14 protein-coding genes are annotated in these 15,592 nt (G+C 58.8%); 7 read left to right on the forward strand and 7 right to left on the reverse strand.

The genetic code is table 11. The features are described 5' to 3' along the window. Positions 1-21 precede the first annotated feature (21 nt). The 4 genes from dsdA to JTF07_RS16085 form a co-directional block, all read right to left on the reverse strand. The gene (dsdA, locus tag JTF07_RS16070; protein ID WP_204235237.1) at positions 22-1,431 is read right to left on the reverse strand and encodes a D-serine ammonia-lyase; all 1,410 of its coding nucleotides are present in this window, start codon (positions 1,429-1,431) and stop codon (positions 22-24) included. A 36-nt stretch (positions 1,432-1,467) separates the two neighbouring features. Further along, the gene (locus JTF07_RS16075) at positions 1,468-3,054 is read right to left on the reverse strand and encodes an N-acyl-D-amino-acid deacylase family protein (protein ID WP_204235238.1); all 1,587 of its coding nucleotides are present in this window, start codon (positions 3,052-3,054) and stop codon (positions 1,468-1,470) included. 2 nt (positions 3,055-3,056) lie between these two features. Next, the gene (locus tag JTF07_RS16080; RefSeq protein WP_204235239.1) at positions 3,057-4,388 is read right to left on the reverse strand and encodes an MFS transporter; all 1,332 of its coding nucleotides are present in this window, start codon (positions 4,386-4,388) and stop codon (positions 3,057-3,059) included. A 356-nt stretch (positions 4,389-4,744) separates the two neighbouring features. Further along, positions 4,745-4,936 carry a hypothetical protein gene (locus tag JTF07_RS16085; protein WP_204235240.1) on the reverse strand — a complete coding sequence of 64 codons (192 nt, stop codon included), beginning with the start codon at positions 4,934-4,936 and terminating at the stop codon, positions 4,745-4,747. A 201-nt stretch (positions 4,937-5,137) separates the two neighbouring features. Between JTF07_RS16085 and JTF07_RS16090 the strand changes: the two genes are divergently transcribed. Further along, positions 5,138-5,566: an Lrp/AsnC family transcriptional regulator gene (locus JTF07_RS16090; protein WP_204235241.1), complete on the forward strand. Its 429-nt coding sequence runs from the start codon at positions 5,138-5,140 to the stop codon at positions 5,564-5,566. Between the two features lie 199 nt (positions 5,567-5,765). On the opposite strand, the gene JTF07_RS16095 is transcribed toward JTF07_RS16090, so the two are convergent. Beyond that, positions 5,766-6,728 (reverse strand): ABC transporter substrate-binding protein, encoded by a 963-nt coding sequence (locus JTF07_RS16095; protein WP_204235242.1) that lies wholly within the window; start codon positions 6,726-6,728, stop codon positions 5,766-5,768. Between the two features lie 383 nt (positions 6,729-7,111). On the opposite strand from JTF07_RS16095, the gene JTF07_RS16100 reads away from it, so the two are divergent. Next, the gene (locus JTF07_RS16100; protein ID WP_204235243.1) at positions 7,112-8,116 is read left to right on the forward strand and encodes a siderophore-interacting protein; all 1,005 of its coding nucleotides are present in this window, start codon (positions 7,112-7,114) and stop codon (positions 8,114-8,116) included. Positions 8,117-8,203: 87 nt separating this feature from the next. On the opposite strand, the gene JTF07_RS16105 is transcribed toward JTF07_RS16100, so the two are convergent. Beyond that, positions 8,204-9,394: a DMT family transporter gene (locus JTF07_RS16105; RefSeq protein WP_252199873.1), complete on the reverse strand. Its 1,191-nt coding sequence runs from the start codon at positions 9,392-9,394 to the stop codon at positions 8,204-8,206. A gap of 82 nt (positions 9,395-9,476) precedes the next feature. Here JTF07_RS16105 and JTF07_RS16110 point away from each other — a divergent pair, with 82 nt between their 5' ends. Further along, positions 9,477-10,379 (forward strand): LysR family transcriptional regulator, encoded by a 903-nt coding sequence (locus tag JTF07_RS16110; RefSeq protein WP_204235244.1) that lies wholly within the window; start codon positions 9,477-9,479, stop codon positions 10,377-10,379. A gap of 93 nt (positions 10,380-10,472) precedes the next feature. On the opposite strand, the gene JTF07_RS16115 is transcribed toward JTF07_RS16110, so the two are convergent. Continuing rightward, on the reverse strand, positions 10,473-11,642 hold the full coding sequence (locus tag JTF07_RS16115) for an acyl-CoA dehydrogenase family protein (protein ID WP_204235245.1): 1,170 nt from the start codon (positions 11,640-11,642) through the stop codon (positions 10,473-10,475). Positions 11,643-11,865: 223 nt separating this feature from the next. On the opposite strand from JTF07_RS16115, the gene JTF07_RS16120 reads away from it, so the two are divergent. The 4 genes from JTF07_RS16120 to JTF07_RS16135 all read left to right on the forward strand — a co-directional run bounded on the left by JTF07_RS16120 (position 11,866) and on the right by JTF07_RS16135 (position 15,583). Beyond that, on the forward strand, positions 11,866-12,564 hold the full coding sequence (locus JTF07_RS16120; RefSeq protein WP_204235246.1) for a FadR/GntR family transcriptional regulator: 699 nt from the start codon (positions 11,866-11,868) through the stop codon (positions 12,562-12,564). A gap of 114 nt (positions 12,565-12,678) precedes the next feature. Next, complete coding sequence (locus JTF07_RS16125; protein WP_204235247.1) at positions 12,679-13,761, forward strand: TRAP transporter substrate-binding protein; 1,083 nt, start codon at positions 12,679-12,681, stop codon at positions 13,759-13,761. Next, a complete protein-coding gene (locus JTF07_RS16130; protein ID WP_252199874.1) occupies positions 13,758-14,306 on the forward strand; it encodes a TRAP transporter small permease in 549 nt (182 codons plus the stop codon). The genes JTF07_RS16125 and JTF07_RS16130 overlap by 4 nt, the downstream gene beginning before the upstream one ends. After that, positions 14,303-15,583, forward strand: coding sequence for a TRAP transporter large permease (locus JTF07_RS16135; RefSeq protein ID WP_204235248.1), 1,281 nt, complete (start codon positions 14,303-14,305; stop codon positions 15,581-15,583). Before JTF07_RS16130 ends, JTF07_RS16135 begins: the two co-directional genes overlap by 4 nt. Positions 15,584-15,592: the final 9 nt, after the last annotated feature.

Consider the following 15,592-nt stretch of genomic DNA (forward strand, 5'->3'; position numbering starts at 1 on the left):
CTCACGGTTGGGTGGCACTGCTCAGGGCTGGATCGTCGACAGCAGGTTCAGCCCCTCAGCCACATAGTGTTCGCGCTCCTCGCTGGGCACCATGGCCCCTCCGGTCACCCAGACCAAGTGAGTGGCATCGGCATGGCGCGACCCCTCGCCGAGGTGGTCCATCGTTCGCCAGGGAACGGTGAGTCCCGCCGTCGCAGAAGGCTCGACATCGAGCCCCTCGGTCTGGTGGAGCACACCGACGCCTGCCTTGATGGCCTCGTCGGAGACAGTGGCGAATCCGGAGATCAGAGGGCTGATGACCGGACCGATGAAGCGCGAGGGGCGCGCCACAGCCAAACCGTCGGCGGCCGTGGCCCCGCTGAGGCTGATGTCCTGGACGCAGATCTCGCTGTGCAGACCGGTACGAACGCCGAGGAACATGGCGGGTGCTTGGCTCGGCTCCACGAAGATGCAGTGCACATCGTCACCGAAGACTTGTTTGAGTCCATAGGTCACGCCGCCGGGGCCGCCGCCGATTCCGCACGGTAAGTACACGACGAGAGGGTGTTCAGCGTCGACTGTCACTTGTGCGGCTTCGAACTGGTCTCTGAGACGCAGAGCGGCCACCGAGTACCCGGCGAAGAGACTGCGTGAGTCTTCGTCGTCGACGAAGTGAGTGCGCGGTGCCCCTTCGGCGGACGCTCTGCCTGCCGACACTGCCTCGACGAAGTCTCCAGAGTGTTCGATGACGTCGACACCATGACTGCGCAAGAGCTCCTTCTTCCACTCTCGAGCGTCGGCCGACATGTGCACCGAGGCGGCGAAGCCGAGTGCCGCACTGAGAATGCCGATCGACAGTCCCAGGTTTCCGGTGGAACCGACGACGATCCGGTGAGTTGCGGCGAGCGCGCGAAACTCCTCGGCGCTGTAGGTGGCGGGATCGTTCGGGTTCAGTCTGTGGCCGGCGGCGACCACCTCGGCGTATTCGAGGACCTCGTGGAAACCACCACGCGCTTTGATCGATCCGCTGATCGGAAGAGCATCGTCGCGTTTGAGCCACAGTCTGCCGGGCAGTTCGACACCGAGGCGCTCGTTGAGATCCGCCTGCGCAGCATCGGCAGGGACGAGCGGGGATTCGATGATTCCTTCGGCGGCAGCAGTCTCCGGGAAGGTTTCGGCGAACCACGGCGCGAACCGTTCGAAGCGCTGGGCGGCTCGATTCATAACGGTCGGGTCTACATCGGCGTGGTGTTCCACTCCAGTTTCTTCGTTCGCGGCCATATTCTGCAGTACGTCGGCACTGGGATCGAGGTCGGTGCGCAACCAGAAAGTCGGTTCACCAGCAGCCAGGGACCGGATTATCGGGTCGGCAGCATCGAAATCGACCCCCGGCTGCGGTGGAGGCTGCGGCCGCGGCTGAGGTTGCGGTTGATGCTGTGATTGAGAGGGCATGTTGGCAGACTCCGATTCGCGTTGGTGTGGACCATTTCAGTACTGGGCGGCAATGTACTTTCCCGCCCTTCGACCCATCCATTGGCCATTCTCGACCACGTGCTCGCCAGAAACGAGAACTTCGTCAATGCCCAATGGTGCCAGCGTCGGCTGAGTGAATGTGGCGTTGTCGACCACTGTCTCGGGGTCGAAGAGAACAAGGTCGGCCACATGGCCAACCCGGACACGACCGCGGTTGACCAAACCGAATACATCCGCTGGCAGCGCGGTCATCTTCCGTACCGCATCTGCGAGAGAGATGACGGACTGCTGGCGCACATAGTGGTCAAGGACGCGTGGAAACGACCCATACCCACGAGGATGCGGTCTTCCACCAGTACCCACAGGAAGGCCATCCGTGCCGATCATCGTGAGTGGATGGCGCAGCGCCGTCTCCACATCTGATTCATTCATCGCGTGCACAATCATCGTCGCCTTCAGATTCTCCTCGCGAAGTATGGACGCCACGGTAGAAACCGGGTCGAGCCGAAGGCTGTGCGACAGGGATTCGATGGACTGACCTTCAAATCGGTGCGACCCAGTGCTCGCGATGACGACGTTGTCCCAGCCGGCCTGCAGTCCGTAGTTCTCGAACGTCGATTGAGGGTCACCGATCTGTCGGCTCGCCGCCTGCACAAGTTCAGGTGAATTCAGTCGATCCAGCAGAACGCGCGATCCGCCATCATGCATCCACGGGGGCAACAGCGCTGCCAGCATCGTGCTGGCAGCCGTGTAAGGATAGATATCTTGAGTGACACGCACACCTTGAACTCGGTTGGAGTCGATCTCGGCAAGCACCTCAGCGAGCTTTCCGGGCTGCCGTCGATCGGCCATCTTCAGATGCGAAATGTGGCACTTGGTGCCCGCAGACTCGGCGATGGCAAGAGTCTCACGCACACTTTCAGACAGGTATCGGCTCTCATTGCGCATGTGGCTCGCGTAGACGGCGTTCGGAGGCAGTCGTTTCGCCAAGCGGGTGATCTCCTCCGAACTGCTGAACACTCCAGGGGGATAGATCAACCCAGTGGACAGACCGGCAACACCCATCTCGAGCGCCTCATCGACCAAGCGCTCCATCGTCGCCATCTCGGCCGTCGAGGGATCTCGGTCTTCCGCTCCCATCGCGGCGACTCGGATCGTGTTGTGCCCGATCAGCGACGCGAAATTCGTCACGAATTCGCCCTCTTCGAGAGCAGCTACATAACTGGAAAAATCGCTCCAAGTACATTCCTGAGGCGGAAATATTCTCTCAACCAGCGAGTTGAAATCGTCCGAGTGGAGTTCGTTGATGGGTGCCATGCTGAAGCCGCAATTGCCGTTGATCTCGGTTGTCACACCCTGCAGGATCTTGGAGGTGTCATCCTCTGCCCGGAGCGGAGAGTGATCCGCGTGGGCGTGAGTATCGATAAATCCTGGCGCCAGCAACCGACCATCAGCATTGATATGGTGTTCACCCAGCCGGGCGCCCAGAGTTCCGGCGCGCGCGATATGAGCGATAGTCTGGCCTTCGATGAGAACGTCTTTCGGCTCTGTCGATAGGTTCTCTCCGTCGGCGAGAAATGCGTGGGTGATGAGTGTTCGCATGTTCAGATCCCCCCGAGTTTCTGGACTTCGCGATTCATTGCACGCGGCAGGACGGCCAGTCCCACCACAGAAACCACGAGCAGGCCGACCATTGTGAGGAGTCCACCCTGAGTGCTGCCGGTTGCTTCCTTGACCAACCCCATGATCGTGGGGGCGACGAATCCTCCCAGGATTCCGACTGTATTGATGAAGGCGATTCCACCTGCAGCAGCCGTTCCGCCGAAATGCTGGGCAGGCACGGCCCAAAAGACCGTGTACGCACCCCAGACTGCGGCAATCGCGACGATGAGCGCGATGAACGACACCCCGAAATTCGATGCGGTGTAGGCAGCGACCGTGAGTCCGAGGATCGCGACGATCGTGGGCACAATACTGTGCCAAGTCCGCTCGCCGAAGCGATCGGAGCTACGGGTCAGAACGATCATCACAGGGATGGTAACGAGATACGGAATCGATGATAGGAGGCCGTTGGAGAAGGTGTCGGTGATGCCGTTCTCCAACAGGATCGTCGGCAGCCAGAAGCTGACCGCATAGATCCCGCACATGATTCCAAAATAGGCGACCGCCATGATGTAGACAGTCGGGTTCTTCAACGCCACCAGGAAGCTGCTCGTATGCTGCGAGGACTGGCTCCGCGACAGTTGGTCTCGTATGATCTGACGCTCGCCGTCGTTGAGCCACTTGGCCTGTTCGGGTCGATCGACCATGAACAGCCAGAATATCGCTCCGAGCAGAACACACGGCAGACCTTGGACGAGGAACATCCACTGCCACCCTGAAAGCCCGCCCAAGTTGTCTGTCGCTGCAATGATCATGGCGGATCCGGCCGATCCGATGATCGCCCCGATGGGTCCCGCAAGCATATAGATGCCCATCACCGAAGCCATCTTCCGAGCGGGGTACCAATACGTCAGATAGAGAATGATCCCCGGAGCGAATCCGGCCTCGAAGATGCCGAGCAGAATGCGAATGACATAGAACATCGTTTCGTTCGTCACGAAGAGCATGGATGCCGAGGTGATTCCCCACAGCACCATGATTCGGGTAATGGTCTTGCGAGCGCCGACCCTATTCATGAGCAGATTGCTTGGGATCTCGAGGCTGGCATAGGCGAGGAAGAACAGGCCTGCGCCGATTCCGAAGACAGCCTCGGTCAGTCCAGGTATTTCGGCTTGCATATGCAGCTTCGCATACCCGATATTCACCCGATCGAGATATGCGAATGTGTAGCAGATCAATAGGAAGGGCAGAAGACGACGGTTGATCTTCTTGAATACAGCGACTTCCTTGTCACTGGCAATTCCATTCGTGGCAGCGGTTCCTGTGTTCGACATGGATTCTCCTCTCAACACTGATGACACAGTAGTGTTGAGTCATTACGATTGATCAAATCGTTGGAAATCGCTATTTTGGGGCATCTGTTTGCATCTATTTGCAGCTGGAAGCCAGCTCTAGGAGAGGACTTGCTCAGATGGCCGGTCCCACTGTCGACGCCGTGGATCTCGACATCACCGATGCCCTCCAGATTGATCCTCGAGTGCCATGGCCGGTGATCGGCGAACTGGTTGAGCGATCCGAAGTCTCAGTTTCGCGACGCTGGCGGAGCCTGAACGAAATGGGACTCGCGTGGACCGGAGTCGCCTTGCACCCGGCGGCCTCACAAGGAGCATTCATTGAGATGGGCTGCTGGTCAGACAAATTTCAGCCGCTGATCGACCAGCTCTGCGAACACCCTGATGTCATCACAGTCGGTTCGACGACCGGCGACTTCAACCTGTATTGCATTGTCATCGGGGTTTCTCTGGAAGGAGTTCTCAATCGCATCGACCAAGGACTCCCAGAACTTCGACTGTGCGAACGAGTTCGGATCAATCTCTTTCATCAGATTGCAGGAGGAGTCGACTGGAGGCAGGGCATCATCGACGTGGAATCGTGGCGTCGCAAAGGCGGCTCGCGATCGATTGCAGTCAAAGAACTTCAACGTGCACGAAACTCTGCGAGTGAGTCGCCCGTGGCCCCGTCCGTCCGTTTTCGCCGCCTCTTCCTCGAATTGGGAGCCGACGCAAGGAGACCGCTGACAGAGGTGGCACAAGCGCTGGAGACGACTGCACCGGTCGTCAAGCGGATGATCAGCAGACTCGTCGATCAGCGGCAGATCGTCTTTCGCTGCGATATCGCCCGGCCGGTATTCGACTTTCCCATCGCGATGGTTCTTTCGTTGAAGACCGCCCCGGAGCACGCTGAACAACTCGCATTTCGCATAGGCGCCTGGAAGGAGACCCGGTTCTGCGCCTCGGTCGCCAGCACTGCCAATCTCATCGTTGTTGCAGGGTTGAGAGACCTGATCGACGGGGACAATTTCATGTCTAAGCTGACGGATCTCGAGCATCCAGTTGATGTTGTCCAGCGCGCGATCAACACCCACACGTTCAAGGTCTATGGGCGCCTGCTCGACGACTCCGGAAAGTCGCTCCGTCACATTTCGGTCGACCCCTGGGCTGCTGAATACTGAGAGACAAAGTCGGTTCGACACTGACTCACCAACGTCTCAGCAGCGTTCCTACAAGCATTCTTACCGGCTGTTTCACCGAACCGGATTGAGCGAACCGTGATGCCTCTATCGAGAATGCCTCCGATGGGCACACTCTCCTGGACGCAGAACATCCCCACGCCTCATCTAAGTGCGGGCGCAGCCTGCCACTTCGACAGACTCAGTCCTTGTGGACGTCCTTCGCACTCTCCAACACGTCCGCGAGCTCGCCGAGCCACTGCGTGTATCCGTCGTAGGTGTAGGCACGTTTGTCGTCCCAGGTGCCGAGTTGCCTGTGCTTGACCGGGAGCAGGCTCTTGAAGACGGGATTGTCCTCGTAGTCCGTCGATGCATCGTGGATAAGCATGACGTCTGCCGGGTAGTCGCTGATCTTCTCCCAGGAGACTTCGGCCCAACTGGTGTCCGCCCCTGACTCCGGTCCGACGAGGTTCAGGCCGTCGTCAGTGAGCATCTTCGCGACTCCCAGCTCTTTGGCTGTGTAGTTGATCTCGGCGCTGAAGTTCGCGAGCAGCACGGTCAGCCAGTCCCTGTCGGCGGTGATGTCGCGGATTCTCTGTCGAGCAGCCTCGAACCGCTTGCGCTGCCGAGCAATCTCTCCGGTTTCGGTGTCTTTGCCGAGCGCACGGGCGATCGCGGCATACTGGGCGAACATGTCATCCGGCGTTCCTCCGTCGAGCTTGACCGGCACAAACGGAACGAGCTTCGCCACTTGGTCTTTGAGCTTGTCGTCCCACCATGTCCACCCATCGCCCTTGTCGTTGCCATAGGCGATGATGACGTCGGGATTCGTCGCCGCGAGAGCTTCGAGATCGAACTCCATATCGGTGCCGACGATCTCCACACCCGTCTGGTCGAACGACTTCCCCGGGGACTCATCCTGGCCGAACCCATAGACGGCTACCGGTTTGATTCCGTACGGGGCGAGTGCGGCTGCGGAGTAGAAGTCCATGGCGACCCGTTCAGCCGGATGGTCCAACTCAATGGTGAGTCCGTCATAGCCCTTCGGGCTGTAGGAGAAACCTTTCGCCCCGGTTGTCGTTGCGGCTTCGCTCTCGGGGCTGCCGCATGCGGCTAGGGCAAATGGGGCAAGTACGGACAACGCGAGCAACTGGCGGCGGCGCATGGATGACCTTCCGGTATTCGTCTGTGTTGGGATCGTGGGAATCGGTTGAGGATTGGATCAATATTCACTTGGGCTGCTCACCGCCGACTCACTTCCTTGATGGCGCCGACCTAATTACTTGAAGGCGCTGTTCAGTGACGGCGCATGAGCACATGTTTCGGCCTCGGCACGAAGGTGATGACCTCGTATGGCGCGCAGCCGATCTTCACCGAATTGCGCGCTCTGGACCCGTCGAGAACACCGTAGCACCATTTGGACAGGCTATCCTTACTAACTTCGCGTAGACTGGTCTATGAACGTTGCACCACATCGCCTGCAGGAAGAGTCTTTCGGCAGGCGACCGTACCGAGTTCCTCGCCACAACGAGGGCACAAGGAGCACCTGTGTCACAAGCACCCATCACCGCCTTCGACGCCACCGTCGTCGGCGTCGAAGATCTGAGCCCCATTTTCCGTCGCGTCACATTCGGCGGAGAGGGTCTCAGGGAATTCGGATGCAGCGGCCACCCGCGTGATCTGCGATTCAAACTCATCATTCCCTCGGCCGGAGAAACGAAGCCGAAGTTCGATCTTCTTCGCTTCCTCGATGAACAGGACCCCGATTCCGGTGTGTCCTGGTATCAGGCATGGCTGCAGCTCAACCCGGATGAACGCGGTCAGATGCGCACCTACACGGTGCGCGAATGGCGCGAGGAGACGCGCGAACTCGTCGTCGACATGGTCCGCCACACCGACGATCAGGGCCACTCTGGGCCTGCTGCCGCCTGGGCACAGAACGCTCAAGTCGGTCACAGACTGCACGTCATCGGTCCTTCGCGCCACGCCGAAGGGCCCACGGCCGGAATCGAGTTCGCGCCGGAGGATGCTGACACCATCCTCCTCGCCGGTGACGAGACTGCAATACCCGCGATCGCTTCGATCCTCGAATCACTCAAGGGCTCCGAGGTACAGGGCAAGGCGATTCTCGAGGTCCCTACCGCCGAGGATGCTCTTGAGCTGGAGGCTCCCGCAGGGTTCGAGATCCAGTGGCTCCCCCGCGGCAGCGCTGACCATGGTCAGCTGCTCGAGCTGGCCGTCCGTGACGCTGTCCGTGTCGAGAACCGAGTCCTCGCCGGAGTGGGTGCGGGAGCCTCGGGTACTGCACCCATTGACCTCGACGACGTCAACATCGACGAACAGATCCTGTGGGACGTCCCGACGGCACTCACGCAGGCCGCTCAGAGCAGTTCCAGTGGCACCGATAAGAATGCCCGCCCGTTCTACGCCTGGATCGCGGGTGAGGCTGGACCGGTCAAACGCCTGCGTCGCTATCTTGTCCAGGAGGTCGGAGTCGATCGTCAGCAGATTGCCTTCATGGGCTATTGGCGTCAGGGCAAAGCCGAGGGCTGATCGATCCCGCCTGGTTACTCGGATCCAGGCGACGCCATACGACTCAGGCGGCTCCACGCCGCTCCAGGCTGCTCACTTGGAGACAGCTCAACTGTGCCCGGTTCGCTTCGAGGACGAACTCCTCGAAGACGATCGCAGCATCTGCGGAACAATCGTGAAGGCCGCACCGAGGAGGCACAACGTTCCACCGAGGGCAGCCAGCAGCGGTGGAACCTCGCCGAGGACCAACCAGGCAAGAACGACGACGAGCGCCGGAACGAGCAGACTCGAGGAACTGAGCACACCGGCGGGCAGGAAACGGATCGCGTATCCCCACAGGTTGAAGGCGATCGCGGTCGGCACAACACCGAGATAGATGACCTGCAAGGTGATGTTCATCGGCGCATCGGCTACCTCGGTGATGAGATCAGGGGTGAAGACAAGGCAGGCAATCGTTCCTGCCATAATCCCCGCCCAGGTGACCGTCACCGAATCATCCCGGGACAGGAAGTGCTTCTGAAGTAGGACGCTGGCTGCATAGAGGATTGCGGCCGCAAGGCTCAGGAGCAGGCCGCCAATGGTGACAACGCCGGAGAAGCTGGCGATCGTGATCAGCACGATCCCTGCCAAGGACACAGCGATTCCTACGACGAGCTTCCAGGGGAGACCTTCGCCGAGAAACAAGCCTGCGAATATCGCCACGATGAGCGGGGCAATATTGACGATCATTGCCGCAGTGCCAGCGTCGATCGACCGCTCCGCAGCGTTGAGAAGAACCGTGTAGCCGGCGAACCACGCTACTCCCCAGATGAGCGTGATCACCCACGCCCTCGTCGATGTCGGGAACTTCGGCCTGCGGAAAAGCATCCAGGCGGAGAGTACGACGACAGCGGCGCTCATGCGCAGCAATGACATTGGTCCCGGTGTGTAGTGATCGGCCGCATCACGGATGACGACGAACGAGGAAGCCCAAAAGACCATGGTCAGCAGTGCCGCGATCCACGGCAGGATCCGCGGAGAAGACGCTGACCCCGTGGGCGGCGTTGCTCCGCTCGCATTCTCTGCAGTCGCAGTCAGTACAGTCGCCGCAGTCGGTACAGTCGCCGCAGTCAGCGAAGTCGTCGAAGTCGTCTCAGCCAAGGAAGTCGTGGCAGTCGCGACCCTCGGCTCGTCCGCCGAGGGCGAATTGCCGGGGAAGTCCGATTCGGGTGACGAGTCCGATTCGGATGATAAGTCCATGCTGGTGGGCACGGCCGACTGCATCGACGGGCAATTTCCGGAAGCTGAGTTGTCCTTCATGCTTACGATTATTCTGCCGGCGAGTGTCAATGAAAAGCGCACACCATTGCACATATGTACAGAATTCTCGTACATTAGACGGATGACTAACGTCGTCCAGCTGCAATCATTCAAGTCAGTCGCGACTACCGGCTCGGTGCGATCAGCGGCACTGCACCTCGGCCTGTCTCCTTCGGCGGTCAGCCATCATCTCAAGCTCCTCGAACAGGACTCTGGCCTGACTCTCTTTCAAAGACAGGGCCGTGGCCTGTGTCTGACTGACACCGGATCTGCCATCATGGGTGAGGTCGACGGCGTGCTCGACTCATCAAGCCGGCTGCAGCAACGCATCACGGATCTGAAGGACAGTCGAGTCAACCGCCTTTCGATCAGCTATTTCAGCAGCGCTGGAAACCGATGGATGCCGGAGCTGGTCCTCTTCCTCGAGCACAGACACCCGCATACTGCCGTCCAACTGAGCCTGGCGGAGGGCCAGTGGCATGAATCTCGATCCGATATTCAGATCGTCATCACAGAGACCAGGGAACCTGCACTGCCGCCTCAGATCAACTGCAGCTTCCTGCTGGAAGATCCGTATGTCGTCGCAGTTCCCGAGGGGCACGAGCTCGCAACTCGCAGTGAGGTATCCCTGACCGAGATCGAGAGACTTCCCTGGATCGACAACGAACAAGGCGATGGCCCGTGCCGTACGATCCTTTTCGACGCCTGCGCCAGGGCCGGGATTCGAGTGCAATTCAAACATGAGGCACACACCTTCGTCGCCGCACTCCACATGGTCAGCCGCGGGTTGGGAGTCACGCTTCTCCCCCGCCTCGGCATCGATCAGCTTCCCGAGGGGGTTGTTATCGTTCCCCTGGCAGCGCCCGAGCCGATCCGTTATGTCCACGCCATCAGCGACCCGGACCATCCTCAACAGGATGCTATCGACGATGCGCTCACGGCCCTCCGTGAACTTGCAAGCAGTGACGCCGTCGCACTGGCGTGAATTCGAACTCACCAGTCCAATGATTGCCAGCGAAGCGCCCAGAAATTCTGCAGAATCGCCTCTCTCGCAGCCCGACGAATTTCGATTTACAGTTTAGTAACTGCGTGGCATCCCAAGAACGTGCGAGCCAAGGTAATTGAGCACCATTTCCTGACTCACTGGCGCAATCTTCATCAAACGGACCTCACGCAGGTACCGACCCACATGGTATTCCTCGGAATAACCCATTCCACCGTGGACCTGAACAGCACGATCTGCTGCGTCAACACCCGCCTCAGCACAGAGGTACTTCGCAGTATTCGCTTCACGGCCACTGGACAGCCCTTGGTCATAGGTCCAGGTGGCTTTCCTTAGGGCAAGCTCGGCAGCGTCAAGTTTCGCCAAGGAATCTGCCAGGGGGAACTGAATCCCCTGATTCATACCGATCGGCCGATCGAAGACGACTCGCTCATTTGCATATTTGACCGCCTTAGCGAGCGAAGCACGACCGATCCCCAAAGCCTCGGCCGCAATAAGCATTCGCTCCGGATTCAGTCCATCCAGAAGGTACTGGAATCCCTTCCCCTCTTCACCCACTCGATGCGAGTCCGGGATGACGAGATCCTCGATGACAAGTTCATTCGAGGACACAGCATTGCGCCCGATCTTCCTGATCGGATTGATCTGAACATGGTCTCTATCCAGATCGGTGAAAAATAGTGTCATGCCGTCGGTCGGCTTCGCGACATCCTCCCGTTTCGTCGTGCGCGCCAACAAGAGAATCTTGTCTGATTCCATGGCTTTCGAAACCCAGACCTTTCGACCCGACACGACGTACTCGTCCCCACGTCGTTTCGCGAAAGTGGTCACTCTGGTCGTATCTAGTCCCGCATCAGGTTCCGTCACACCGAAGCACACATGTATCTTGCCCTCAGCAATCTGAGGCAGATTGGCCCTTTTGAGTTCCTCGCTGCCGTGCTTGATGACTGGATGCAGACCGAAGATCGTCATATGTATTGAACTTGCCGCATTCATCGCACCTCCAGCAGCAGCAACTGATTCCAACAGCAGCGTCGCTTCAGTGATACCGAGGCCGTGACCGCCGTACTCGGTCGGCGTCGTCAACCCGAGCCACCCCTTTTCCGCCAACAGGTTGTAGAACTCGGTCGGAAACTCATGGTTGGCATCCTTATCAGCCCAGTACTCGTCGTCAAACCGACCGACGATCTCCTGGGCGGCTTCGCGCACCATCAACTGATCATCGGTCAAGGCGAAATCCGCCATCGTCATCTCCTCGATTAGTTCGCTGCCATACAGTCGGTCAAGGCGACGTATGCGATTGCCACATGCGAATCGTGCTCGGCGCCTAGATTCGAACCTCTCATCCGGGCGTCCGTGCCATCCGGACCTCCGTACATTTCGTGGCGCGTTGTGCTCCGCTACGTATTATTTGGTAGGACCAATATAGAATGTAACCGAGGATATCGTCAGACTCAAGAGAGACCCTATGAAAACAACCGAGACATCGAGATTCGTCGCCGAGCTACGATCACGAATTCTCGACGGCACCCTGCCCGCGGGGACCAGGCTCGACGCAGAACGTGAGCTCGCCGTGCACTACGAACTCAGCCGCAGCACAATCCGCGCTGGGCTACAGGCCCTAGCCTCCGAAGGGATGATCCAGAGAAAGATCGGCAGAAACGGCGGTAGCTTCGTCACCACCCCGAAAGGGGACTCAATCACGAGCTCTCTACAACTGGTCATCGGTACCGGAGGAATCGCGGAGCGTGATCTGATGGAAACTCGATTAGCCATTGAGCCCCACTGCGCCGAACTCGCTGCAACCAGGATGAGCGGGGAGGAAATTGACAAGCTCTCGGCAATCCAATCAGAGATGACCGCAGCCATTCGCCCAGTGGGCAACCCAACAGATCGACCAGCGTTCCTGCGGGCTAATGCAGACTTCCATCTTCATATCGCGCTGGGAAGTCACAATCAGGCCCTATCTGCCATCCTCAAAGGACTCATCGGCCCTATCGAAGCGCTCACCGACGACCCCCACCTTCTCGGACCAGGTCAGCTTCGGGAGCTAGTACAGGCCCATGAGCACATCTTCTCTGCGGTGAAGTCCCGTGACGGCTTCCGCGCCGCAGACGTAATGCGCAAGCACCTACGGGCTCACATCCAACTGTCCTCCGAGCGCTGAAACCACTGACCACCCGAATACCAGCCAGCGAGAATACTCTTGTTGGCTGGTCGCTTTTCGTCTACAGTGTTCGTTTATACGTACTCCTCGTGCGCATATACCAATGGAGGTGTAATGAAGTCACGTACGCGGGCCATAGCGGCACTGTTATCCGTCCTCATTCTTGCGTCAACGGCACTGAGCTCTTGTGCCCCGGCGGCAACTACGGAGAAGACAACCCTGTCACTGGCCGACAGCTATGCGCCCACCCATATTTTCGCGGACTCCGGGGTCAGCGTCTTCATGGACGAAGTCTCACACCGAGGCACCGGATCTCACGGCGCTTCAAAAGAGACGGCCGACTTCTCGTATTACCCGGCCGGACAAATGGGAACCCCGCGAGATCTGGTGTCTCTCAACCGATCGGGAGTTCTTGACATCACACCCGCCTCGGCGGCATATCTCTCTGATCAACTTCCGTTGTCGAGTGTCTCCGATCTGCCAGGGATGGTTGAGGATTCTTGCGTGGGCGCACAAGCACTGTTCGACATGATGTCCCCGGGAGGAATCCTCTACGAAGAGGAATATGCGCCGCGCGGCCTGCGTCCTCTCTGGGTCTCTGTTCTTCCCAGCTACGAGATTCTGACGGTCAGCCGCCAGATCAATTCTCCTTCGGATCTCCGCGGGCTCAACATCAGAACTTCCGGCGGAGCGCTCGACGCGACACTCTCTGACCTCGGCGCGGCAGCCGTCAGCATGCCTGCATCCGAAGCGTACGAAGCGCTGTCCCGGAAAACTGTTGACGGCGTGGCTTTCCCCTTCATCAGCGTGCTTCCGTACAAGTTGCAGGAGGTTCTCGGCCACTCGACGACAGGGCTGAACATCGGTGCATTCGCGATCCCATATGTCATCAGCGAAGAAACATGGACCGATCTTGACCCTGCTCTACAGAACCGAATCGAAAAAGCTGGCCACGATGCCCAGAACAGCCTGTGCCGGGCGGTGAATAGCGAGACTCCGGCGGCAATCGACACGATCGGCGAGGACGGGGTCGACTTCAATCAACCGCATGCACAGGGAGTGAAGGAGTTCGACGACAAGCTGGCGCCTGTGCGCAAGCAGTGGGCGGAGAACATGGATTCGATCGGCAAGCCGGGTTCACAGGTGCTCTCCGATTACGAAGCCCTCATCGCTCGATACGAAGGGAACTCGAAATGAATAGTGACCACGGGTCGGCGATGCAGAGGACGATCCACACCGTCAAGGTCATCAGCGTGACACTTGCCGGTGTGGCGATCGTGGCCATGGCGCTGGTCATGCTGACCGAAACCTTGATGCGCTATGTCTTCACCAATCCTCTTGGCTGGAATATCAGCGCAGTTGAGCGGATCTTCATGCCTATGTCCGTCTTCCTTGCGCTGCCGTGGCTATATCTGACCGCGGGGCACGTCACTGCGGAGCTCATCTACGACAGGCTTCCAGTCGCATGGCGCACTGGTGCCCGAATTATCGGTCATCTACTACTCCTCCTCATTGCTGCGGCGCTTACCTACGGCGGAATGGTGACGGTTGTCGATTCTTTCACTCTCGGCGATGCCCCGCCACCGGGTTCAAGCGAGATGCCGATTCCGACATGGATATGGCAACTAAGTCAGCCAGTGGGCGCTGCAGCCCTGTTCTTCGTCGCTATCCTCGACACCCCCAACGTCATTTCAGATTCACAATCAACCAATGCCCCTGCTACCGAGGGTGAAGACTCATGATCGCCATCACTATCAGTGTCATTCTCCTGGTTCTCATCCTCAGCAAGGTCCCTATTCCTTTCGCGATCCTCGGCGCTGCTGGTATCGGTCTGCTGTGGTTGGGCGGTGGCGAGAACCTCATCGGAGTCTTCGAAGTCATACCAATGAGCTCGGTCGGCAGCAATTCGCTCGCAGCGATCCCGCTCTTCATCCTCATGGCCCATCTCGTTCTCAAGAGTGGGGTCTTGGACACCCTTTTCAATTCGGCGAGCACACTGATCGGCCGTATTCGCGGAGGAACCGGTATCGCAGCGGTGCTGGCGGGCGCAGGATTCGCAGCGGTGTCTGGATCTTCAACTGCCGCGGCTGCCACACTTGCCCACACTTCTACAGGAACAATGCTCAAGCAGGGGTACAGTGCCAGACTTGCCAGTGGAACGGTCGCAAGCGCAGGCACACTTGCCGCGATGATTCCGCCGAGTATCCTGCTGGTCTTCTACGCCATTACCGCTGAAACCAGCGTCGGCAAGACCCTGCTCGCAGGCGTCGTACCCGGCATACTCATGAGCTTGGGACTGGCAATCACAGTCTGGGTGATGGGTCTGCGTGGGCATGCTCCTGCAACCGATCCCACTTCATGGAAAGCGAAGCTCGTGGCCTTGAAGGGTCTACTGCCGATTGCCTTCCTCTTCGCCGTTGTCGTAGGAACGGTCTTTCTCGGGATCGCCACCGCCACCGAAGCCGCAGCCCTCGGATGCTTAGGCGGGTTCCTCCTCATGGTGTGGATGAAGGCAGCAACCTGGTCAAACCTGAGGTCCGCTGTTGTGGGCAGCGTCTCCAGCAGTGCGATGATTCTCTCCATCGTCTTCGCGGCACATGTGTTCGGGATCTTCCTTACACAAACTCAGGTCGCTCCGACAGTTGTGGAATTTGTCCAGGGTCTAGCGATCGCCCCGATCCTCATCATCGTCATCTTTGCTTTCATATATCTAGTGCTCGGGTTCTTCATGGACCAGATGGCAATCATCGCTCTGACGGTTCCGGTGACGCTTCCAGTCGTCGAAGCACTCGGCTTCGACCCGATTTGGTTCGGCGTGATCGTCATACTTCTTGCAGAGATCGGGCTGATCACACCGCCACTGGGACTCAACGCGTTTGTTGTGTCTCGCGCAGCTGCGATCAGAGTCGAGACAGTATTCATGGGCTCGGTTCCCTTCATCATCGCAATGCTCATCGTCACGACTCTGATTTTCGTGTTTCCCGATCTGTCATTGTTTCTGACAACAAGCGTGAAATGAGGAATTAGC

The organism is Brevibacterium sp. RIT 803 (assembly GCF_016892625.1).
Lineage (GTDB): Bacteria > Actinomycetota > Actinomycetes > Actinomycetales > Brevibacteriaceae > Brevibacterium.

Excerpts from the sequence above, each read along its gene's own strand:
- JTF07_RS16080 (WP_204235239.1), bottom strand. The coding sequence starts at position 4,388 with ATGTCGAACACAGGAACCGCTGCCACGAATGGAATTGCCAGTGACAAG.
- JTF07_RS16135 (WP_204235248.1), top strand. The coding sequence starts at position 14,303 with ATGATCGCCATCACTATCAGTGTCATTCTCCTGGTTCTCATCCTCAGC.
- JTF07_RS16085 (WP_204235240.1), bottom strand. The coding sequence starts at position 4,936 with ATGAAAGAGATTGATCCGAACTCGTTCGCACAGTCGAAGTTCTGGGAG.
- JTF07_RS16125 (WP_204235247.1), top strand. The coding sequence starts at position 12,679 with ATGAAGTCACGTACGCGGGCCATAGCGGCACTGTTATCCGTCCTCATT.
- dsdA (WP_204235237.1), bottom strand. The coding sequence starts at position 1,431 with ATGCCCTCTCAATCACAGCATCAACCGCAACCTCAGCCGCGGCCGCAG.
- JTF07_RS16115 (WP_204235245.1), bottom strand. The coding sequence starts at position 11,642 with ATGGCGGATTTCGCCTTGACCGATGATCAGTTGATGGTGCGCGAAGCC.
- JTF07_RS16075 (WP_204235238.1), bottom strand. The coding sequence starts at position 3,054 with ATGCGAACACTCATCACCCACGCATTTCTCGCCGACGGAGAGAACCTA.
- JTF07_RS16130 (WP_252199874.1), top strand. The coding sequence starts at position 13,758 with ATGAATAGTGACCACGGGTCGGCGATGCAGAGGACGATCCACACCGTC.
- JTF07_RS16095 (WP_204235242.1), bottom strand. The coding sequence starts at position 6,728 with ATGCGCCGCCGCCAGTTGCTCGCGTTGTCCGTACTTGCCCCATTTGCC.
- JTF07_RS16110 (WP_204235244.1), top strand. The coding sequence starts at position 9,477 with ATGACTAACGTCGTCCAGCTGCAATCATTCAAGTCAGTCGCGACTACC.
- JTF07_RS16105 (WP_252199873.1), bottom strand. The coding sequence starts at position 9,394 with ATGAAGGACAACTCAGCTTCCGGAAATTGCCCGTCGATGCAGTCGGCC.
- JTF07_RS16120 (WP_204235246.1), top strand. The coding sequence starts at position 11,866 with ATGAAAACAACCGAGACATCGAGATTCGTCGCCGAGCTACGATCACGA.